Raw genomic sequence first — 20,567 nt, forward strand, 5'->3', positions numbered from 1 at the left:
TGACCCCGGACAACCTTTGATGCGGTTCGCAGTGATACAACTGTAATGTCTTAATAAACAGAACAGGAGCACTGAATCCCCTGGCGAACTATAAAACGCTCATTCAAATGATATTAATTATCATTCAAATTTCCTTTTATTGCTTTTCCCTATTAAGAAAAGCAATTAGTGAAAACCTTGGTAAGGCCCGGCCCACAAGCCTTGCAGCCATTACTAGATGCCAGATTCGATTAATTCATTAAATAATTTTGATGTAGAAAATTTACTTGCCAAGTATTTGCACATAAAATCACCCCGATGCTCCCGCTGCGACATATCGTCACGGACTCACTCTTTATCAAGCACAGAGACCTTTGCTCTCTATTAAGGACTGCCAGCATGCCCGAATCGACAGGTTTGATTGCCCACAACTGGGGCTTCGCCATTTTCCTTTTGGGTGTTGTCGGTCTTTGCGCCTTCATGCTCGGTGTCTCAAGCCTGCTGGGAAGCAAGGCATGGGGCCGCAGCAAGAACGAACCTTTCGAGTCCGGCATGCTGCCCACCGGCAGTGCGCGCCTGCGACTCTCCGCAAAATTCTATCTGGTCGCGATGCTCTTCGTGATCTTTGACATTGAAGCCCTTTTTCTCTTTGCCTGGTCTGTGTCCGTCCGCGAAAGCGGCTGGACCGGATTCGTCGAAGCACTCGTTTTCATAGCAATTCTGTTGGCAGGTCTTGTCTACCTATGGCGGGTTGGAGCGCTGGATTGGGCTCCTGAAGGTCGCCGTAACCGGCAAGCGAAGCTAAAACAATGAGGCTTTGGCGATGCAATACAATCTCACCAGGATCGACCCGGATGCTCCTAATGAGCAGTATCCAATCGGCAAACGGGAAACCGTTTCCGATCCGTTAGAAGATCAAGTCCACAAAAACATCTACATGGGCAAACTCGAAGACGTGCTGAATGGCGCGGTCAACTGGGGGCGTAAAAACTCTCTGTGGCCGTACAACTTCGGCTTGTCGTGCTGCTATGTGGAAATGACCACCGCCTTCACGGCGCCCCACGACATCGCACGCTTTGGCGCCGAAGTCATCCGGGCATCGCCGCGTCAGGCGGATTTCATGGTTATTGCCGGGACTTGCTTCATCAAGATGGCACCAATCATCCAGCGTCTCTACGAGCAAATGCTTGAGCCCAAGTGGGTCATCTCCATGGGTTCGTGCGCCAACTCCGGTGGCATGTACGACATCTACTCTGTGGTTCAGGGCGTGGACAAGTTCCTTCCTGTCGATGTGTACGTGCCCGGCTGCCCGCCCCGCCCAGAGGCATTTCTGCAAGGCTTGATGCTGTTGCAGGAATCCATTGGCCAGGAGCGTCGCCCTCTTTCCTGGGTCGTCGGCGATCAAGGCGTGTACCGCGCCGAAATGCCGTCGCAAAAGGAACAGCGCCGCGAACAGCGTATCCAGGTCACCAACCTGCGCAGCCCCGACGAAGTCTGATCCAACCCGCTCTTCTTATAAAAAAGACAAGAACCGGGTTGATTCTGTACGTTGACCGAAGTGATTGAGACCTATGACTGCAGACACCGCTCTGTACATCCCGCCTTACAAGGCTGACGACCAAGACGTCGTCGTAGAATTGAACAACCGCTTTGGCGCCGAAGCCTTCACGGCTCAGCCGACCCGTACCGGCATGCCGGTACTGTGGGTCGCCCGTGCCCATCTGGTCGAGGTACTGAAGTTCCTGCGACAGGTGTCCAGACCCTACTCCATGCTCTACGACCTGCATGGTGTCGATGAGCGCCTGCGCACTCACCGTCGCGGCCTGCCTGATGCCGACTTCACTGTGTTCTACCACCTGCTTTCGGTAGAACGTAACAGCGACGTGATGATCAAGGTTGCCCTGTCCGAAAGCGACCTGAGCCTGCCAAGCGTTACCGGCATCTGGCCTAACGCCAACTGGTACGAGCGCGAAGTGTGGGACATGTTCGGGATCGACTTCCCCGGCCACCCGCACCTGAGCCGCATCATGATGCCGCCGACCTGGGAAGGTCACCCGCTGCGCAAGGACTTCCCGGCCCGCGCAACCGAGTTCGACCCGTACAGCCTGAACCTGGCCAAGCAGCAACTGGAAGAGGAAGCCGCACGCTTCCGCCCGGAAGACTGGGGCATGAAGCGTTCCGGCGAGAACGAGGACTACATGTTCCTCAACCTCGGCCCGAACCACCCTTCTGCGCACGGTGCATTCCGCATCATCCTGCAACTGGACGGCGAAGAGATCGTCGACTGCGTTCCGGATATCGGCTACCACCACCGTGGTGCCGAGAAGATGGCCGAGCGTCAGTCCTGGCACAGCTTCATTCCGTACACCGACCGTATCGATTACCTGGGCGGTGTGATGAACAACCTGCCTTATGTGCTTTCGGTCGAGAAGCTGGCCGGCATCAAGGTGCCAGAGAAAGTCGACACCATCCGCATCATGATGGCCGAGTTCTTCCGGATCACCAGCCACCTGCTGTTCCTGGGTACCTACATCCAGGACGTGGGCGCCATGACCCCGGTATTCTTCACCTTTACCGACCGCCAGAAAGCCTACAAGGTCATCGAAGCCATCACCGGCTTCCGTCTGCACCCGGCCTGGTACCGCATTGGTGGTGTTGCTCACGACCTGCCACGCGGCTGGGAAAAACTGGTCAAGGAATTCGTCGACTGGCTGCCAAAACGCCTGGACGAATACACCAAGGCAGCACTGCAGAACAGTATTCTCAAAGGCCGTACCATCGGCGTCGCAGCCTACAACACCAAAGAGGCCCTGGAGTGGGGTGTCACCGGTGCAGGCCTGCGTTCCACCGGCTGTGATTTCGACCTGCGCAAGGCCCGCCCTTACTCCGGCTACGAGAACTTCGAGTTCGAAGTCCCGCTTGCGGCCAATGGCGATGCCTACGACCGCTGCATGGTCCGCGTCGAAGAGATGCGTCAAAGCATCAAGATCATCGACCAGTGCATGCGCAACATGCCGGAAGGCCCGTACAAGGCGGATCACCCGCTGACCACGCCTCCGCCCAAAGAGCGCACCTTGCAGCACATCGAAACCTTGATCACGCACTTCCTGCAGGTTTCGTGGGGCCCGGTCATGCCGGCCAACGAATCCTTCCAGATGATCGAAGCGACCAAGGGCATCAACAGTTATTACCTGACGAGCGACGGCGGCACCATGAGCTACCGTACCCGGATTCGCACCCCAAGTTACCCGCACCTGCAGCAGATCCCTTCGGTGATCAAAGGCAGCATGGTCGCGGACTTGATCGCGTACCTGGGTAGCATCGATTTCGTTATGGCCGACGTGGACCGCTAAGCATGAACAGCACGCTTATCCAGACAGACCGTTTCGCCCTGAGCGAAACCGAACGCTCGGCCATCGAGCACGAGCTGCATCACTACGAAGACTCCCGCGCGGCGTCCATCGAAGCCCTCAAGATCGTCCAGAAGGAACGTGGCTGGGTGCCGGATGGCGCCATCTACGCGATCGGCGAGATCCTTGGCATTCCCGCCAGCGACGTCGAAGGTGTGGCAACGTTCTACAGCCAGATCTTCCGTCAGCCGGTCGGCCGTCACATCATCCGCGTCTGCGACAGCATGGTCTGCTACATCGGCGGCCATGAATCGGTAGTCGACGAAATCCAGAGCAAGCTGGGCATCGGCCTTGGCCAGACCACTCCTGACGGCCGCTTCACGCTGCTGCCGGTCTGCTGCCTGGGCAACTGCGACAAAGCCCCGGCGCTGATGATCGACGACGACACTTTCGGTGACGTACAGCCCGCTGGCGTTGCCAAACTGCTGGAGGGCTACGTATGACCCTGACTTCCTTCGGCCCTGCCAACCGCATCGCGCGCAGTGCAGAAACCCATCCGCTGACCTGGCGTCTGCGTGACGACGCCGAGCCGGTCTGGCTCGACGAGTACCAGGCCAAGAACGGTTACGCGGCGGCACGCAAGGCATTCGCCGACCTGTCTCAGGACGATATCGTCCAGACCGTCAAGGATGCCGGCCTCAAGGGTCGCGGCGGTGCAGGCTTCCCCACGGGTGTGAAGTGGGGCCTGATGCCCAAAGACGAATCCATGAACATCCGCTACCTGCTGTGCAACGCGGATGAAATGGAGCCCAACACCTGGAAAGACCGCATGCTGATGGAGCAACAGCCCCATCTGCTGATCGAAGGCATGCTGATCAGTGCCCGCGCACTGAAAACCTACCGTGGCTACATCTTCCTGCGCGGCGAGTACACCACCGCCGCCAAGCACTTGAATCGTGCCGTGGAAGAAGCCAAGGCAGCCGGTCTGCTGGGCAAGAACATCCTGGGCAGCGGCTTCGATTTCGAGCTGTTCGTCCACACCGGCGCCGGGCGTTACATCTGCGGTGAAGAAACCGCACTGATCAACTCCCTTGAAGGCCGTCGCGCCAACCCGCGCTCCAAGCCGCCCTTCCCCGCCGCTGTCGGCGTATGGGGCAAGCCGACTTGCGTCAACAACGTCGAAACCCTGTGCAACGTGCCGGCCATCATCGGCAACGGCATCGACTGGTACAAATCCCTCGCCCGCGAAGGCAGTGAAGACCACGGCACCAAGCTGATGGGCTTCTCCGGCAAAGTGAAGAACCCTGGCCTGTGGGAACTGCCATTCGGCGTGACCGCCCGCGAGCTCTTCGAGGACTATGCCGGCGGCATGCGCGATGGCTACAAGCTCAAGTGCTGGCAGCCAGGCGGCGCCGGTACCGGTTTCCTGCTGCCTGAACACCTGGATGCGCAAATGTACGCTGGCGGCATCGCCAAGGTCGGCACCCGTATGGGCACCGGTCTGGCCATGGCGGTAGACGACAGCATCAACATGGTGTCCCTGCTGCGCAACATGGAAGAGTTCTTCGCCCGCGAATCCTGCGGCTTCTGCACCCCTTGCCGTGATGGCCTGCCATGGAGCGTCAAGCTCCTGCGTGCGCTTGAGAACGGTCAGGGGCAAGCCGGTGATATCGAGACGCTGCTCGGTCTGGTCGGTTTCCTCGGCCCAGGCAAGACCTTCTGTGCTCACGCACCGGGAGCCGTTGAGCCACTGGGCAGTGCGATCAAGTATTTCCGCCCGGAGTTCGAGGCAGGCATCGCGCCCACCAGCGCCGCCGTCCCGCCCCTGGCGAAACCGATCATCGTCGGCGCATAACGCTTTGCAAGGTGAAGGGCCTTGCCCTTCACCCATCGTGCGATGACGCCTCAGAGGCTGTTTCGAGTCGCACGAATAACAAGATTCCATTAGCCACGCCCGCTGACACCGGGCCAACGAAGAACTTTGAACCATGGCCACTATCCACGTAGACGGCAAAGCGCTCGAAGTCGACGGGGCAGACAACCTGTTACAGGCATGTCTGTCGCTGGGCCTCGACATTCCTTATTTCTGCTGGCATCCCGCCCTTGGCAGCGTTGGTGCGTGCCGCCAATGTGCGGTCAAGCAGTACAACGACGAGAACGACACCCGTGGTCGCATCGTCATGTCCTGCATGACTCCTGCCACCGACAACACCTGGATTTCCATCGACGATGACGAATCCAAGGCATTCCGGGCCAGCGTTGTCGAATGGCTGATGACCAACCACCCGCATGACTGCCCGGTCTGCGAGGAAGGCGGTCACTGCCACCTGCAAGACATGACCGTGATGACCGGCCACAACGAGCGCCGTTATCGCTTTACCAAACGTACCCACCAGAACCAGGAGCTCGGCCCGTTCATCTCTCACGAGATGAACCGCTGCATCGCCTGCTACCGTTGCGTACGCTTCTATAAAGACTACGCAGGCGGCACCGACCTGGGCGTTTTCGGCGCTCACGACAACGTGTACTTCGGCCGTGTTGAAGATGGCGTGCTGGAAAGCGAGTTCTCCGGCAACCTCACCGAGGTCTGCCCGACCGGTGTGTTCACCGACAAGACTCACTCCGAGCGCTACAACCGTAAATGGGACATGCAGTTCTCGCCGAGCATCTGCCATGGCTGCTCAAGCGGTTGCAACATCAGCCCCGGTGAGCGTTACGGCGAACTGCGCCGCATCGAAAACCGTTTCAACGGTTCGGTGAACCAGTACTTCCTGTGTGACCGTGGCCGTTTCGGCTATGGCTACGTCAACCGCGAAGACCGTCCACGTCAGCCACTGCTGGCCGACGGCAGCAAGTTGAGCCTCGATGCAGCGCTGGACACGGCTGCCGACCTGCTGCGCGGTCGTAACATCGTCGGTATCGGCTCGCCACGCGCCAGCCTGGAAAGCAACTACGCACTGCGCGAACTGGTCGGTGCCGAGCACTTCTACTCGGGTATCGAAGCCAGCGAGCTGGAGCGTATCCGTCTGGTGGCACAGGTGCTCAAGGACAGTCCTCTACCGATCCCGACCCTGCGCGACATCGAAGATCACGACGCCGTCTTCGTCCTCGGTGAAGACCTGACCCAGACCGCAGCTCGCGTGGCACTGGCCCTGCGTCAATCGGTCAAGGGCAAGGCCGAAGACATGGCCGACGCCATGCGCGTACAGCCATGGCTCAATGCCGCAGTGAAAAATATCGGCCAGCACGCGCTGAACCCGCTGTTCATTGCAAGCCTTGCTGAAACAAAACTCGACGACGTCGCTGAGGAGTGTGTACACGCCGCTCCAGACGATCTGGCCCGTATCGGCTTTGCCGTGGCTCACGCTCTGGACGCCAGCGCCCCTGCCGTCGAAGGCCTGGACGCTGAAGCTCTTGAACTGGCCAAGCGCATCGCCGACTCTCTGCTGGCCGCCAAGCGTCCGCTGATCATCGCCGGTACTTCGCTGGGCTCCAAAGCCCTGATCGAAGCCGCAGCGAACATCGCCAAAGCCTTGAAGCTGCGCGAAAAAGAAGGCTCCATCAGCCTGATCGTGCCGGAAGCCAACAGCCTCGGCCTGGCCCTGCTGGGTGGCGAGTCGGTGGATGCCGCCTTGCAGGCCGTCATCGACGGCAAGGCTGACGCCATCGTCGTGCTGGAAAACGATCTGTACACCCGCACCGATGCCGCCAAGGTCGATGCAGCCCTGAGCGCCGCAAAAGTGGTGATCGTGGCCGACCACCAGAAGACCGCGACGGGCGACCGTGCGCATCTGGTCCTGCCGGCAGCCAGCTTCGCTGAAGGCGACGGTACGCTGGTCAGCCTGGAAGGCCGCGCCCAGCGCTTCTTCCAGGTGTTCGATCCAACCTACATGGACGCCAGCATTCTGGTTCACGAAGGCTGGCGCTGGCTGCATGCCCTGCGCGCTACCCTGCTGAACAAGCCGGTGGACTGGACCCAGCTGGACCACGTCACCGCTGCCTGCGCACAAAGCAGTACACAACTGGCTGGCATCATCAATGCTGCGCCTTCTGCTGCCTTCCGCATCAAAGGCATGAAGCTGGCTCGCGAACCGCTGCGTTACAGTGGCCGTACCGCCATGCGCGCCAACATCAGCGTGCATGAGCCTCGTACTCCGCAAGACCAGGACACCGCGTTCGCCTTCTCCATGGAAGGTTACTCGGGCTCTGCCGAACCTCGTCAGCAAGTACCATTCGCCTGGTCTCCGGGCTGGAACTCGCCTCAGGCCTGGAACAAGTTCCAGGACGAAGTCGGCGGTCACTTGCGCGCCGGTGATCCGGGTGTTCGTCTGATCGAAAGCCAGGGCGACAACCTGAACTGGTTCGCCAGCGTTCCACGTGCCTTCTCCCCTGCTCAGGGAACCTGGCAAGTGGTGCCGTTCTATCACCTGTTCGGCAGCGAAGAGAACTCTTCGAAAGCCGCTCCGGTCCAGGAACGCATCCCGGCTGCCTACGTTGCGCTGGCCAAGTCCGAAGCCGATCGCCTGGGTGTCAATGAAGGTGCCCTGCTGTCCTTGAACGTTGCCGGCCAGACACTGCGTCTGCCGCTGCGCATCAATGAAGAACTGGGCGCAGGCCTGGTTGCATTGCCGGTCGGGCTGGCAGGCATTCCTGCAGCAGTCTTCGGCAAATCGGTTGACGGCCTTCAGGAGGCAGCACAATGAGCTGGTTCACTCCTGATGTGATCGACACCATCTTCGCGGTCGTGAAAGCCATTGTCGTGTTGCTGGCCGTCGTGGTCTGCGGCGCGCTGCTGAGCTTTGTCGAACGTCGCCTGCTGGGCTGGTGGCAGGACCGTTACGGTCCTAACCGCGTTGGCCCGTTCGGCATGTTCCAGATCGCTGCCGACATGCTGAAAATGTTCTTCAAGGAAGACTGGACACCGCCGTTTGCCGACAAGGTGATTTTCACCCTGGCACCGATCGTGGCCATGAGCGCCTTGCTGATTGCCTTCGCAATCATCCCGATCACCCCGACCTGGGGCGTGGCGGATCTGAACATCGGCTTGCTGTTCTTCTTTGCCATGGCCGGTCTTTCGGTCTATGCCGTGCTGTTCGCCGGCTGGTCGAGCAACAACAAGTACGCCCTGCTCGGCAGTCTGCGTGCCTCGGCGCAAACCGTTTCCTATGAAGTGTTCATGGGTCTGGCGCTGATGGGCATCGTGGTTCAGGTCGGTTCGTTCAACATGCGCGACATCGTTGAATATCAGGCACAGAACCTGTGGTTCATCATTCCGCAGTTCTTCGGCTTCTGTACGTTCTTCATCGCAGGCGTTGCAGTGACTCACCGTCACCCCTTCGACCAACCGGAAGCGGAACAGGAACTGGCCGACGGCTACCACATTGAATATGCCGGCATGAAATGGGGCATGTTCTTCGTCGGTGAATACATCGGGATCATCCTGATCTCGGCGTTGCTGGTGACCCTGTTCTTCGGCGGCTGGCACGGCCCGTTCGGCATTCTGCCGCAACTGTCCTTCGTCTGGTTCGCCCTGAAGACCGCGTTCTTCATCATGCTGTTCATCCTGCTGCGCGCCTCTATCCCGCGCCCACGCTATGACCAGGTAATGGACTTCAGCTGGAAATTCTGTCTGCCGCTGACCCTGATCAATTTGCTGGTGACTGCTGCGATTGTGTTGTTGAACACACCGGCAGGCTCGGTTCAGTGAGGATTTGACCCATGTTCAAATATATTGGCGACATCGTTAAGGGTACTGGTACCCAATTGCGCAGCCTGGTGATGGTCTTCGGTCACGGCTTCCGCAAACGCGACACCCTGCAATATCCGGAAGAGCCGGTTTACCTGCCTCCGCGCTATCGTGGCCGTATCGTTCTGACTCGCGACCCGGACGGCGAAGAGCGCTGCGTGGCCTGCAACCTGTGCGCCGTGGCATGCCCGGTCGGTTGCATTTCATTGCAGAAGGCTGAAACCGAAGACGGCCGCTGGTACCCGGACTTTTTCCGCATCAACTTCTCACGTTGCATTTTCTGCGGCCTGTGCGAAGAAGCCTGCCCGACCACCGCAATCCAGCTGACACCGGATTTCGAGATGGCCGAGTTCAAACGTCAGGATCTGGTTTACGAGAAGGAAGATCTGCTGATCTCCGGCCCCGGCAAGAACCCTGACTATAACTTCTATCGCGTCGCCGGTATGGCTATCGCTGGCAAGCCCAAGGGCTCTGCACAGAACGAAGCCGAGCCGATCAACGTCAAGAGCTTGCTGCCTTAAGGAAGTAAAGATGGAATTCGCTTTCTATTTCGCATCCGGCATCGCCGTCGTGTCCACCCTGCGGGTGATCACGAATACGAACCCGGTGCATGCCCTGCTCTACCTGATCATTTCGCTGATTGCAGTGGCAATGACTTTCTTCAGCCTGGGCGCACCGTTCGCCGGGGTTCTGGAAGTCATCGCCTATGCGGGCGCGATCATGGTCCTGTTCGTGTTTGTGGTAATGATGCTGAACCTGGGCCCGGCCTCGGTTCAGCAGGAACGTGCCTGGCTCAAACCCGGCATCTGGGCAGGTCCGGTCATTCTTGGCGCACTGCTGCTGGCTGAACTGCTCTATGTATTGTTCGCCAACCCGAGCGGTGCTGGCATCGGTCACACCACAGTCGACGCCAAGGCGGTCGGTATCAGCCTGTTCGGACCTTATCTGCTGGTGGTGGAACTGGCCTCGATGCTGCTGCTTGCCGCAGCCGTCACGGCATTCCATCTGGGCCGCACAGACGCGAAGGAGCCAAGCCAATGAATGCTATCCCTCTGGAACATGGTCTGGCGGTCGCCGGCGTCCTGTTCTGTCTTGGCCTGGTCGGCCTGATAGTTCGTCGCAACATTCTGTTCGTGTTGATGAGCCTGGAGATCATGATGAACGCATCTGCTCTGGCGTTCATCGTTGCCGGCAGCCGCTGGGGCCAACCGGATGGACAGGTCATGTTCATTCTGGTGATCAGCCTTGCTGCTGCCGAGGCCAGCATTGGCCTGGCGATCCTGATGCAACTGTATCGCCGCTTCCACACCCTCGATATCGACGCTGCCAGTGAGATGCGCGGATGAACCTACTCTTTCTCACTTTCGTATTTCCCCTGATCGGTTTTCTGCTGCTGTCGTTCTCCCGTGGACGCATCTCGGAAAACCTCGCAGCCCTGATCGGCGTCGGTTCCGTAGGCCTGTCGGCCCTGGTCACCGCCTGGGTCATCTGGCAATTCAACGTCGCACCACCAGAGGGTGGCCATTACACCCAGGTGCTGTGGCAATGGATGGACGTTGATGGCTTCAGCCCGAACTTCGCGCTGTATCTGGACGGTCTGTCGGTCACCATGCTCGGCGTGGTGGTCGGCGTAGGCTTCCTGATTCACCTGTTCGCGTCCTGGTACATGCGCGGTGAAGAGGGCTACTCGCGCTTCTTCTCCTACACCAACCTGTTCATTGCCAGCATGTTGTTCCTGATCCTGGGCGACAACCTGCTGTTCATCTACTTCGGTTGGGAAGGCGTGGGCCTGTGCAGCTACCTGTTGATCGGTTTCTACTACAGCAACCGCAACAACGGTAACGCAGCACTCAAAGCCTTCATCGTGACCCGCATCGGCGACGTGTTCATGGCCATCGGCCTGTTCATCCTGTTCCAGCAACTGGGCACATTGAATGTCCAGGAACTGCTGGTCCTTGCGCCTCAGCACTTCAAGGTCGGTGACTTCTGGATCGTGCTGGCAACGCTGATGCTGCTGGGCGGTGCGGTCGGTAAATCCGCGCAACTGCCGCTGCAAACCTGGCTGGCGGATGCGATGGCCGGTCCTACTCCGGTTTCGGCACTGATCCACGCGGCAACCATGGTAACCGCAGGTGTCTACCTGATTGCCCGTACCCACGGCCTGTTTACTCTGGCTCCAGACATCCTGCATCTGGTCGGCATTGTCGGCGGCGTGACACTGGTTCTGGCAGGTTTCGCAGCTCTGGTACAAACCGACATCAAACGTATCCTCGCCTACTCGACCATGAGCCAGATCGGCTACATGTTCCTGGCGCTGGGTGTTGGTGCCTGGGAAGGCGCGATCTTCCACCTGATGACCCACGCCTTCTTCAAGGCGCTGCTGTTCCTTGCTTCGGGTGCGGTGATCGTTGCCTGCCACCACGAGCAGAACATCTTCAAGATGGGTGGCCTGTGGAAGAAACTGCCTCTGGCCTATGCAAGCTTCATCGTCGGTGGTGCCGCTCTGGCAGCCCTGCCGTTGCTGACTGCCGGGTTCTACTCCAAGGACGAAATTCTCTGGGAAGCCTTCGCCAGCGGTAACAACGGTCTGCTGTATGCAGGTCTGGCCGGCGCATTCATGACCTCCATCTACACCTTCCGCCTGATCTTCATCGCGTTCCACGGTGAAGCCAAGACCGAAGCCCATGCCGGTCATGGCATCGCTCACTGGCTGCCGCTGTCGGTGCTGATCGTGCTGTCGACCTTCATCGGCGCCATGATCACGCCTCCGCTGGCCGGTGTGCTGCCACAAAGCGTCGGCCATGCTGGCGGCGAAGCCAAGCACAGTCTGGAAATCGCTTCGGGTGCCATTGCCCTGGCCGGTATCCTGCTGGCGGCCTTGCTGTTTCTGGGCAAGCGTCGGCTGGTGACAGCTATCGCCAACAGCGGCCCTGGCCGTCTCCTGTCAGCCTGGTGGTTCGCTGCATGGGGCTTCGACTGGATCTACGACAAGCTGTTCGTCAAACCTTATCTGGCGATCAGCCATGTGCTGCGTAGCGATCCGTTCGACCGCACCATTGGTTTGATCCCGCGTCTGGTCAAGGGGGGTCATGCAACCATGAGCCGCACCGAGACCGGCCAGTTGCGTTGGTATGCTGCCTCGATAGCCGTAGGTGCCGTTCTGGTACTTGGTGCCGTCGTTCTGGTTGCGGTCTGACATGAAAACCTTGCGAATTTGCGAAAGGAATTGAGCCCGTCATGATTCTGCCTTGGCTAATCCTGATCCCCTTTATCGGCGGCCTGCTGTGCTGGTTGTGTGAGCGCGTCAGCGCCACACTGCCACGCTGGATCGCGCTGCTGACCATGTCTCTGTTGCTCGGTATCGGCCTGTGGCTGTGGAGCGTCGGCGACTACACCCTCTCCCCTGCCCCGGGCGCAGCACCCACCTGGACCCTGGAATTCCAGGCCCAGTGGATCCAGCGCTTCGGCATCAGCCTGCACCTGGCTCTGGACGGCCTGTCGCTGCTGATGATCCTGCTGACCGGCCTGCTCGGCGTGTTGTCGGTCCTGTGCTCGTGGAAGGAAATCCAGCGCAAGGTCGGCTTCTTCCACCTGAACCTGATGTGGATTCTGGGTGGTGTGGTCGGCGTGTTCCTGGCCATCGACCTGTTCCTGTTCTTCTTCTTCTGGGAAATGATGCTGGTGCCGATGTACTTCCTCATCGCGCTCTGGGGTCATAGCTCGTCGGACGGCAAGAAGACACGTATCTACGCTGCGACCAAGTTCTTCATCTTCACTCAGGCCAGCGGCCTGATCATGCTGGTGGCGATCCTGGGTCTGGTACTGGTCAACTTCAACCAGACCGGCGTGGTCACCTTCGCTTACGCTGAACTGCTGAAGACGAAGCTGGCACCGGGCATCGAGTACATCCTGATGCTGGGCTTCTTCATCGCTTTCGCGGTGAAACTGCCGGTCGTGCCGCTGCACTCCTGGTTGCCGGATGCTCACGCTCAGGCACCGACTGCGGGCTCCGTCGACCTGGCCGGTATTCTGTTGAAAACCGCTGCCTACGGCCTGCTGCGTTTCGCCCTGCCGCTGTTCCCCAATGCGTCGGCAGAGTTCGCACCGATTGCAATGACCCTCGGCCTGATCGGCATTTTCTATGGTGCTTTCCTGGCCTTCGCACAGACCGATATCAAACGTCTGATCGCGTTCTCCAGCGTCTCGCACATGGGTTTCGTCCTGATCGGTATCTACTCGGGCAGCCAGCAAGCCTTGCAAGGCGTGGTCATCCAGATGATTGCCCACGGTCTGTCGGCAGCAGCGCTGTTTATCCTGAGCGGTCAGTTGTACGAACGCCTGCACACCCGTGACATGCGTCAAATGGGTGGCCTGTGGTCACGTATCCCGTACCTGCCAGCCATCAGCCTGTTCTTCGCAGCTGCATCGCTGGGTCTGCCGGGTACCGGCAACTTCGTTGGCGAGTTCCTGATCCTGCTGGGCTCTTTTGTCCACGCGCCGTGGGTTACGGCCATTGCAACTTCAGGTCTGGTGTTCGGTTCTGTCTACTCGCTGATCATGATCCACCGCGCCTACTTTGGCCCTGCCAAGTCCGACGAGCTTCTCAAGGGCATGGATGCACGGGAATTGATCATGGTGCTGGGCCTTGCCGTGTTGCTGATCGTGCTGGGGGTTTACCCGCAGCCGTTCCTCGATACTTCGGCAGCGACCATGCACGGCGTGCAGCAATGGCTAGGCACTGCCTTCACTCAACTCGCTTCGGCCCGGTAAGAGCGCTATGGACCTGACGATTCAACACTTTATTGCGCTTGCCCCACTGCTGATTACCAGCATCACTGTCGTGGTGGTGATGCTGGCCATCGCATGGCGCCGCAATCACTCGCAAACATTCCTGCTGTCGGTAGCAGGGCTCAACCTGGCATTGCTGTCGATCTACCCGGCATTGAAGGTCGCTCCACTGGCCGTTACGCCATTGCTGCAGATCGACAGCTTCGCCTGCCTGTACATGGCAATCATCCTCGCCTCGACCCTGGCGTGCGTGACGATGGCGCATGCTTATCTGGGCGACGACAAGAAAGGCTATCCGGGCAATCGTGAAGAGCTTTACCTGCTGATCCTGCTGGCTGCGGCTGGCGGTCTGGTACTGGTGAGTGCCAAGCATCTGGCTGGCCTGTTCATCGGTCTGGAACTGCTGTCGGTACCTGTCTACGGTCTGGTCGCCTACGCCTTCTTCAACAAGCGCTCGCTGGAAGGCGGCATCAAGTACATGGTGCTTTCGGCAGCAGGCTCGGCGTTCCTGCTGTTCGGTATGGCGCTGTTGTACGCAGAAGCAGGCAGCCTGAGCTTCGATGGTATCGGCAAGGCGATTGCCGCTACAGGCATGCCCAGCCCGCTTGCCAGCCTGGGTCTTGGCATGATGGTTGTGGGTCTGGCATTCAAACTGTCGCTGGTCCCGTTCCACCTGTGGACACCGGACGTATACGAAGGCGCCCCTGCACCGGTTGCTGCTTTCCTGGCAACCGCCAGCAAGGTCGCGGTTTTCGCTGTGCTGGTGCGTCTGTTCCAGATTTCCCCGGCAGCCAGCAGTGGCGTATTGCATGACGTCCTGGCCGTAATCGCCGTGGCTTCGATCCTGGTCGGTAACCTGCTGGCGCTGACCCAGAACAACCTCAAGCGTCTGCTGGGTTATTCGTCCATCGCCCACTTCGGTTATCTGATGATCGCGCTGGTGGCCAGTAAAGGCATGGCCGTTGAGGCAATCGGTGTCTATCTGGCGACCTATGTACTGACCTCGCTGGGCAGCTTCGGTGTAATCACCATGATGTCCTCGCCGTACAGCGGCCGCGATGCCGATGCGATGTTCGAATACCGCGGCCTGTTCTGGCGTCGTCCGTACCTGACTGCGGTCATGACCCTGATGATGCTATCCCTGGCAGGCATTCCGCTGACCGCTGGCTTCATCGGCAAGTTCTACATCATCGCCACCGGCGTTGAATCGCACCTGTGGTGGCTGATCGGCGCACTGGTCATTGGTAGTGCAATCGGCGTGTTCTACTACCTGCGAGTGATGGTCACGATGTATCTGGTCGATAACAAGCTGCCTCGTCACGATGCGGCCTTCAACTGGGCACAGCGTACAGGCGGCATCATGCTGCTGGCCGTTGCCATCCTGACCTTCGCATTGGGCGTGTACCCACAGCCATTGCTGGATCTGGTGTTGAATGCAGCCCTGGCGGGCTGATCGGTACTAAACAAAAAACCCTGCTTCGGCAGGGTTTTTTTTGGCTTGCAGGGGGCGAATTCATTCGCGAAGAGTCAGTGCATCCAATACATGTTCATCGTTTGGAATACCGTTTCGCGAATGAATTCGCTCCTGGGTCTTGGTCAGACGCGGAACTGGGCGACCAGGCCGCCAAGGCGTTTGCCAAGGTCAAACAGGCTGCGAGAGGTCTGAGCGCCCTGTCGGGTTTCATCGGCAACGGTTTCGACTGCTACGGCGATCTGGTGGACGCTGCGGTTGATCTCCTCAGCTACCGCCGTCTGCTCTTCAGCGGCACTGGCGATCTGGGCGTTCATCGAGTTGATGGTCGCAATCAGCTCACCAATAGTCACCAACGACTGTCCTGCATCATTGGCCTGAGTCGAGGTACCGTCACCGGCCTCGCTGGAACGGCGCATGGCTCCTACCGCTTCCTCAGTGCCCTTTTGCAGACGGTCGATCATGCCCTGAATTTCCTGGGTGCTTTGCTGAGTCCTGCTGGCCAGTGCCCGGACTTCATCGGCCACGACCGCAAAACCTCGCCCGGCCTCCCCTGCCCTCGCGGCTTCGATTGCCGCGTTGAGCGCCAGAAGGTTGGTCTGTTCTGCAATGGAACGAATGACGCCCAGCACGCTGACAATCGAGGAAACATCCTGCTGCAAGCTATCCAGCGATGAACCACTTTTGCGGATGTCATCTACCAGAGCGTGGATCTGCTTGATACTGCCATCAACCACTCGCTTGGCAGCCTTTCCTTGCTCATCGGTCTGCTGGGCAGCCACAGAAGCACCCTGAGCGCTTTTTGCGACTTCCTGGGCAGCGGCAGACATTTCGTTGATGGCGGTCGCAACCTGATCGGTTTCATGACGCTGACGATCCATTGCCTGTTCCGAGCGTTGTGCCTGATCGGACACCTCGCTGACCAATCCGGTCAACTGCGCAGTCATCTCGGTGATCTGGCGAACGATGCCGTGGATCTTGTCGACGAAGCGGTTGAACGATCCCGCCAGTTCGCCGAGTTCATCCTGGCTGGTAATGGCCAGCCGGCGCGTCAGATCACCTTCACCGGCGACGATATCGTCCAGGTTGTTTTTCATCAAACGCAGAGGACGCAACAGGGTTCCGGTCAGGACAATACCGATCACGCTAATGATCACCAGTACCAGCACGGTAATGCCGACAATGCTGTAGAGCATGTCTTGCAGGCGTGCTTCAACGTTATGCTTGACCACCGCGACCTGGGCTTCGATACCGTCGAGGTTGACTGCGCTACCCACGACCAGATCCCACTTGGGCAGGTATTCGGTGTAACCGACCTTGGGGACCGGTTCAGTCTTGCCTGGCAATGCCGAGGCGTAATAGGTGTAGTGAGTACCGGCCTTGGCGACGGCCACCAGCTCTCTATTCAGGTAGACGCCATTGGGATCGCGCGCGTCCTTGAAGCTTTTGCCCAGGCCATCGGCACTGGTGCTGCGAAAGATACGTATGATTTCGGAGTCATAACCAAACAGGTAGCCATCTTTGCCATAGCTGACAGATGCGAGCAGCTTGATGGCATTGGCCTTGGGAGCGTCATCACCTGGCGCAGCATTGTCGTAAATGGGCTTGATGCCGCTAAGGGCGATGTCCACATAGTTTTTCAGGGTGGCACGAGCCTCTGTCAGCAAGCGTTCCCGTGTTTCGCTGACCTCTCTATCGGCTTGTTGGTGGAGGATAAACACCGTTGTCGCGCTGATCACCACAGCGAACAACAACACTGGCAAGACGGCCAATGACAGAACCTTGGCTTTCAGACTCAGACGCATAGGATTCGCCTATTCAGTTGTTTTTATAGGGGAGTGTTTCAACCTTTATCGGCAAAGGTAGTGGGGAATTAAGATATTCCCCACTTTTTTGTAGGAAGGGACTGACTCAGGGCAAGGTGCGTTCAGGTAGGTCGATCTGCACACGAAGCCCGCCCATGGGGCTGGTGAGCAGTTGCAGGTCGCCGCCCCATGCTTCGACAATATCGCGCACGATCCCCAGGCCGAGCCCATGGCCGGTGATCTGTTCGTCGAGACGGGTGCCACGGCTGAAAACATCGGCACGCTGAGACTCTGGAATACCCGGTCCATCGTCGTCGACCAGAAGCGAAAAGCCCTGCGCTTTCGGTGTAATGTTCAGGCGAACTTCACTGTCTGCCCACTTGCAGGCGTTATCGAGCAAGTTACCCAGCAGCTCGAGAATATCCTCACGATCCCACGGCAGATGCAGGCCGCTCTGGACATCGTTGATCAGATCCAGATGCTCACCATGGATCATGCGCAGTGTAGAAAACAGGCTGGATAATTCTGCATCGCAATCGAAGCGCGCCCCAGGCAACGCATCACCGGACAGGCGAGCACGGTTGAGCTCGCGCTCCAGACGCAGGCGAATGTTCTCCAGTTGTTCATGCAGTGTTTTACGCAAAGCCGGGTTGGCATCCAGTTGTTCGCTCGATGCCAGGCTGAGCAGAACAGCCAGGGGTGTTTTAAGGGCATGGCCAAGGTTACCCAGCGCATTGCGTGAACGCTTGAGGCTGTCTTCGGTATGAGCAAGCAAATGGTTGATCTGAGCCACCAGCGGCTCAAGTTCAAGGGGCACTTGATTATCCAGCTGCGAACGCTGGCCTTGCTGCAATTGGGATATCTGTTCGCGAACGGTTTCCAGAGGTCGCAAGGCTCTGCGCACGGTAACGCGCTGCAGCACAAGAACCAGGATGAGTGCAGCCAGGCCAAATCCCAGGCCTATTTGCTGCATGCGCTGAAAGCTGGCCCTGACTGGCGTGTAGTCCTGCGCAACCGTCACAGTGATCTGCTGACCGAACTTTCGGTAGTCCGCACTCCATACCAGAAGTGATTGTCCGGTGTGTCCCAGCTCCAGGTCAGCATGCAGCCCTGCCCCCTCGGGTTTGGGCAACTCAAAATCCCATAATGAGCGAGAGCGCCAATAGCCTTGGGGGAAGTCCAGACGGAAGTAATGACCGGAGAGCGGACGCTGGTAGGCCGCAGACAAGCGCTGCTCATCCAGTTGAATCCCGACCGGGCCACGAACCAGGGCAACCAGCAGGCTTTCGCTTTCCTTGCGCAGCCCGGCTTCCAGATAGCGCTGCAGACCCAGTTCGAACAAATACAGGCTGGTCTGGGCCATCACCAGACCCACAACGACCAGAACGGCGATAAGACCGAGGCTCAGGCGCCTCTGTATGGACTTCAAGCGTTATTACCACCGAACAGATAACCCTGGCCACGACGAGTCGTGACTACTGAACGCCCGAGCTTGCGCCTCAGGTGATTGACATGAACTTCTATCACATTGGAGTCGCGTTCGTTTTCGCCATCGTACAAATGCTCGGAAAGATGGCTTTTGGAAAGGATCTGCTCAGGGTGGTGCATGAAGTAACGAAGCAGACGGAATTCGGCAGACGTCAGCTGAATATCCACGCCGTCGCGAACAACACACTGCCGGCTTTCATCCAGATTGAGCCCTGCTGACTCGAGGGTCGGCTGGTTGGCCAGCCCATGCGAGCGGCGCAGCAAAGCCTGGATGCGCAACTGCAATTCTTCGGGATGAAAGGGTTTGGTCAGGTAATCGTCGGCACCTGCCTTCAAGCCTTCTATGCGCTCTGACCATGAGCCCCGCGCCGTAAGAATGAGCACAGGCGCAGCCAGACCTTTGGCGCGCCATTGTTGAAGCACCTCAAGACCGGGAAGACCTGGCAGCCCCAGATCCAGAACGATCAGGTCATAGGGCTCGCTCACACCTTGATAGACCGCATCACGGCCGTCAGCCAGCCAATCCACGGCATAACCTTGTCGCCCAAGGGCAGAGATCAGTTCATCCGCCAAAGGCACATGATCCTCAACCAGTAGTAGCCGCATCAATCATCTTCCTCGTCTTGCAGGAGTCGCCCGTCACGTGCGTTGAACTTGAGCTCGCGGACAACGCCTTGCGTGGTCAGCAACTCGAATTCATAGACGTACAGGTCATTTTTTTCTTCCAGCTCAGCCTCAAGCAGCTTGGCACCAGGATGATGACTCAACGCTTGCTCGATGAATTGCTCAAGAGGCAGGATCACCCCACGCTGTCGCAAACTGAGTGCCTCGTCCTGATTCAGGTCCTTGGCCTGAGCCGCAGTGCAGAGCAGCCCCAAACCAAGGAGTGTGCAGAGACGCTTTTCGACCTTCATTACTTATCCTGATAGTTCTTGTATATCTGCCCGGTGACAGCGTCTATTTTCAGGTCCCACTGAATGCCTGCGGTATCACGTAATTCGATTTGATAAACGTATTTACCGTATTCGTTTTCGAGCTCCGTCTCGGTGATCGTTGCACCAGGGTGCTTGGACAATGCGTATTCGTTGAGCTTTTCAAAAGACTGGATGGTTCCTGCATCCCTGAGGCGCAGGGCTTCATCTGGCCCGATATCACGTGCCAGGGCAAACCCGGCAGAAGCAGTGAACATTACGGCAGTCAGCAAAGTGGTCAGTCTTTTCATTATGGGCTCCGTCGAGTGGTGCTTTCTACGGATACCAAGATAAGGGTATCAACTTAACTCAAGCTGAATCCCTCTGGCTACATGCCATCACTACTTGTCCGACCACCTTACCTGAGCATGGTGTTTGAAAGCATTGCTGTTAAACTCGTCCCCTGCATTTATCGCTTGCGCGATCGCCATCTATCCAGGGCTTATACACAGTGGAAATTTTCAAAGAGTTTACTTTCGAGTCTGCACACCGGCTCCCCCATGTGCCTGAGGGCCATAAATGTGGACGCCTGCACGGGCATTCGTTCCGGGTAGGAATTCATCTGTCCGGCAAGGTCGATCCTCATATTGGCTGGATACGCGACTTCTCCGAGATCAAGGCTATCTTCAAGCCACTGTATGAACGCCTGGATCATAACTACCTCAACGACATCCCTGGCCTGGAAAACCCGACCAGCGAAAATCTGGCGAAATGGATCTGGGATGAACTGAAGCCCTTGCTGCCTGAACTCTCGGCGGTTCGCATTCACGAAACCTGTACCAGCGGATGTGAATATCGCGGCGAGTGATGCCAGCTCATATATAAAACCACCTTTACGGTGGTTTTTTATTGCCCTGAATCAAGACACGGACGGCGCTCCCCCAATGAGCAGGAGCGAATTCATTCGCGAGACGGGCGGCCTCTTCCCGGATAAATCCGGTCCTGCGGATGTGTGGTTTTTTCATCGCC

19 protein-coding genes and 1 pseudogene are annotated in these 20,567 nt (G+C 58.3%); 14 read left to right on the top strand and 6 right to left on the bottom strand.

Annotation, left to right across the window (positions count from 1 at the left end; translation table 11 throughout):
- Window positions 1–378: 378 nt before the first annotated feature.
- From JL015_RS05945 to nuoN, 13 genes are all read left to right on the top strand, one after another.
- Window positions 379–792, top strand: a complete 414-nt coding sequence (locus JL015_RS05945) for an NADH-quinone oxidoreductase subunit A (protein ID WP_032627857.1) — start codon at window positions 379–381, stop codon at window positions 790–792.
- Between the two features lie 10 nt (window positions 793–802).
- Window positions 803–1,477 (top strand): NuoB/complex I 20 kDa subunit family protein, encoded by a 675-nt coding sequence (locus JL015_RS05950; RefSeq protein ID WP_025259479.1) that lies wholly within the window; start codon window positions 803–805, stop codon window positions 1,475–1,477.
- 73 nt (window positions 1,478–1,550) lie between these two features.
- The gene (nuoC, locus tag JL015_RS05955) at window positions 1,551–3,332 is read left to right on the top strand and encodes an NADH-quinone oxidoreductase subunit C/D (RefSeq protein ID WP_201017803.1); all 1,782 of its coding nucleotides are present in this window, start codon (window positions 1,551–1,553) and stop codon (window positions 3,330–3,332) included.
- 2 nt (window positions 3,333–3,334) lie between these two features.
- Window positions 3,335–3,832: an NADH-quinone oxidoreductase subunit NuoE gene (gene nuoE / locus JL015_RS05960; protein WP_201003327.1), complete on the top strand. Its 498-nt coding sequence runs from the start codon at window positions 3,335–3,337 to the stop codon at window positions 3,830–3,832.
- Window positions 3,829–5,184: an NADH-quinone oxidoreductase subunit NuoF gene (gene nuoF / locus JL015_RS05965; RefSeq protein WP_201003329.1), complete on the top strand. Its 1,356-nt coding sequence runs from the start codon at window positions 3,829–3,831 to the stop codon at window positions 5,182–5,184. The genes nuoE and nuoF overlap by 4 nt, the downstream gene beginning before the upstream one ends.
- A gap of 133 nt (window positions 5,185–5,317) precedes the next feature.
- Window positions 5,318–8,032 (top strand): NADH-quinone oxidoreductase subunit NuoG, encoded by a 2,715-nt coding sequence (nuoG, locus tag JL015_RS05970; protein ID WP_201017804.1) that lies wholly within the window; start codon window positions 5,318–5,320, stop codon window positions 8,030–8,032.
- Window positions 8,029–9,036, top strand: a complete 1,008-nt coding sequence (gene nuoH, locus JL015_RS05975) for an NADH-quinone oxidoreductase subunit NuoH (RefSeq protein WP_201003333.1) — start codon at window positions 8,029–8,031, stop codon at window positions 9,034–9,036. Before nuoG ends, nuoH begins: the two co-directional genes overlap by 4 nt.
- A gap of 11 nt (window positions 9,037–9,047) precedes the next feature.
- Window positions 9,048–9,596 carry an NADH-quinone oxidoreductase subunit NuoI gene (gene nuoI, locus JL015_RS05980; protein WP_003223795.1) on the top strand — a complete coding sequence of 183 codons (549 nt, stop codon included), beginning with the start codon at window positions 9,048–9,050 and terminating at the stop codon, window positions 9,594–9,596.
- Window positions 9,597–9,606: 10 nt separating this feature from the next.
- Window positions 9,607–10,116 carry an NADH-quinone oxidoreductase subunit J gene (gene nuoJ, locus JL015_RS05985; protein ID WP_201003335.1) on the top strand — a complete coding sequence of 170 codons (510 nt, stop codon included), beginning with the start codon at window positions 9,607–9,609 and terminating at the stop codon, window positions 10,114–10,116.
- Window positions 10,113–10,421, top strand: coding sequence for an NADH-quinone oxidoreductase subunit NuoK (gene nuoK, locus JL015_RS05990; protein WP_122316072.1), 309 nt, complete (start codon window positions 10,113–10,115; stop codon window positions 10,419–10,421). Before nuoJ ends, nuoK begins: the two co-directional genes overlap by 4 nt.
- Window positions 10,418–12,271, top strand: coding sequence for an NADH-quinone oxidoreductase subunit L (gene nuoL / locus JL015_RS05995; protein ID WP_201017805.1), 1,854 nt, complete (start codon window positions 10,418–10,420; stop codon window positions 12,269–12,271). Before nuoK ends, nuoL begins: the two co-directional genes overlap by 4 nt.
- 41 nt (window positions 12,272–12,312) lie before the next feature.
- Window positions 12,313–13,845: an NADH-quinone oxidoreductase subunit M gene (gene nuoM, locus JL015_RS06000; protein ID WP_201003339.1), complete on the top strand. Its 1,533-nt coding sequence runs from the start codon at window positions 12,313–12,315 to the stop codon at window positions 13,843–13,845.
- 7 nt (window positions 13,846–13,852) lie between these two features.
- On the top strand, window positions 13,853–15,316 hold the full coding sequence (gene nuoN / locus JL015_RS06005) for an NADH-quinone oxidoreductase subunit NuoN (protein ID WP_201017806.1): 1,464 nt from the start codon (window positions 13,853–13,855) through the stop codon (window positions 15,314–15,316).
- A 143-nt stretch (window positions 15,317–15,459) separates the two neighbouring features.
- On the opposite strand, the gene JL015_RS28015 is transcribed toward nuoN, so the two are convergent.
- From JL015_RS28015 to JL015_RS06030, 6 genes and pseudogenes are all read right to left on the bottom strand, one after another.
- The gene (locus JL015_RS28015; RefSeq protein ID WP_374063377.1) at window positions 15,460–16,281 is read right to left on the bottom strand and encodes a methyl-accepting chemotaxis protein; all 822 of its coding nucleotides are present in this window, start codon (window positions 16,279–16,281) and stop codon (window positions 15,460–15,462) included.
- Between the two features lie 36 nt (window positions 16,282–16,317).
- Window positions 16,318–17,139: pseudogene (locus tag JL015_RS28020) on the bottom strand (cache domain-containing protein); the annotation flags it as partial.
- Between the two features lie 106 nt (window positions 17,140–17,245).
- Window positions 17,246–18,568 (bottom strand): ATP-binding protein, encoded by a 1,323-nt coding sequence (locus JL015_RS06015; protein ID WP_201003345.1) that lies wholly within the window; start codon window positions 18,566–18,568, stop codon window positions 17,246–17,248.
- Window positions 18,565–19,233 (bottom strand): response regulator transcription factor, encoded by a 669-nt coding sequence (locus JL015_RS06020; protein ID WP_025259465.1) that lies wholly within the window; start codon window positions 19,231–19,233, stop codon window positions 18,565–18,567. Before JL015_RS06020 ends, JL015_RS06015 begins: the two co-directional genes overlap by 4 nt.
- Entirely contained in the window at window positions 19,233–19,541 is a 309-nt protein-coding gene (locus JL015_RS06025; RefSeq protein WP_095068634.1) for a PepSY domain-containing protein, read from the bottom strand. The genes JL015_RS06020 and JL015_RS06025 overlap by 1 nt, the downstream gene beginning before the upstream one ends.
- Window positions 19,541–19,849, bottom strand: a complete 309-nt coding sequence (locus JL015_RS06030) for a PepSY domain-containing protein (protein WP_201017808.1) — start codon at window positions 19,847–19,849, stop codon at window positions 19,541–19,543. The genes JL015_RS06025 and JL015_RS06030 overlap by 1 nt, the downstream gene beginning before the upstream one ends.
- 200 nt (window positions 19,850–20,049) lie before the next feature.
- Here JL015_RS06030 and queD point away from each other — a divergent pair, with 200 nt between their 5' ends.
- The gene (gene queD / locus JL015_RS06035) at window positions 20,050–20,406 is read left to right on the top strand and encodes a 6-carboxytetrahydropterin synthase QueD (RefSeq protein WP_025259462.1); all 357 of its coding nucleotides are present in this window, start codon (window positions 20,050–20,052) and stop codon (window positions 20,404–20,406) included.
- Window positions 20,407–20,567 lie beyond the last annotated feature (161 nt).

It is taken from the genome of Pseudomonas cichorii, assembly GCF_015471405.1.
In the GTDB taxonomy this organism is placed as follows: Bacteria; Pseudomonadota; Gammaproteobacteria; order Pseudomonadales; family Pseudomonadaceae; genus Aquipseudomonas; species Aquipseudomonas serbiensis.

Bases quoted from the DNA above. Each gene is read 5' to 3' on its own strand.
- nuoK (WP_122316072.1), top strand. From the start codon at position 10,113: ATGAATGCTATCCCTCTGGAACATGGTCTGGCGGTCGCCGGCGTCCTG.
- JL015_RS06025 (WP_095068634.1), bottom strand. From the start codon at position 19,541: ATGAAGGTCGAAAAGCGTCTCTGCACACTCCTTGGTTTGGGGCTGCTC.
- JL015_RS05950 (WP_025259479.1), top strand. From the start codon at position 803: ATGCAATACAATCTCACCAGGATCGACCCGGATGCTCCTAATGAGCAG.
- nuoE (WP_201003327.1), top strand. From the start codon at position 3,335: ATGAACAGCACGCTTATCCAGACAGACCGTTTCGCCCTGAGCGAAACC.
- nuoJ (WP_201003335.1), top strand. From the start codon at position 9,607: ATGGAATTCGCTTTCTATTTCGCATCCGGCATCGCCGTCGTGTCCACC.
- nuoG (WP_201017804.1), top strand. From the start codon at position 5,318: ATGGCCACTATCCACGTAGACGGCAAAGCGCTCGAAGTCGACGGGGCA.
- nuoH (WP_201003333.1), top strand. From the start codon at position 8,029: ATGAGCTGGTTCACTCCTGATGTGATCGACACCATCTTCGCGGTCGTG.
- nuoI (WP_003223795.1), top strand. From the start codon at position 9,048: ATGTTCAAATATATTGGCGACATCGTTAAGGGTACTGGTACCCAATTG.
- nuoN (WP_201017806.1), top strand. From the start codon at position 13,853: ATGGACCTGACGATTCAACACTTTATTGCGCTTGCCCCACTGCTGATT.
- nuoL (WP_201017805.1), top strand. From the start codon at position 10,418: ATGAACCTACTCTTTCTCACTTTCGTATTTCCCCTGATCGGTTTTCTG.
- JL015_RS06030 (WP_201017808.1), bottom strand. From the start codon at position 19,849: ATGAAAAGACTGACCACTTTGCTGACTGCCGTAATGTTCACTGCTTCT.
- nuoC (WP_201017803.1), top strand. From the start codon at position 1,551: ATGACTGCAGACACCGCTCTGTACATCCCGCCTTACAAGGCTGACGAC.
- JL015_RS05945 (WP_032627857.1), top strand. From the start codon at position 379: ATGCCCGAATCGACAGGTTTGATTGCCCACAACTGGGGCTTCGCCATT.
- nuoM (WP_201003339.1), top strand. From the start codon at position 12,313: ATGATTCTGCCTTGGCTAATCCTGATCCCCTTTATCGGCGGCCTGCTG.
- JL015_RS06020 (WP_025259465.1), bottom strand. From the start codon at position 19,233: ATGCGGCTACTACTGGTTGAGGATCATGTGCCTTTGGCGGATGAACTG.
- nuoF (WP_201003329.1), top strand. From the start codon at position 3,829: ATGACCCTGACTTCCTTCGGCCCTGCCAACCGCATCGCGCGCAGTGCA.
- JL015_RS28015 (WP_374063377.1), bottom strand. From the start codon at position 16,281: ATGACTGCGCAGTTGACCGGATTGGTCAGCGAGGTGTCCGATCAGGCA.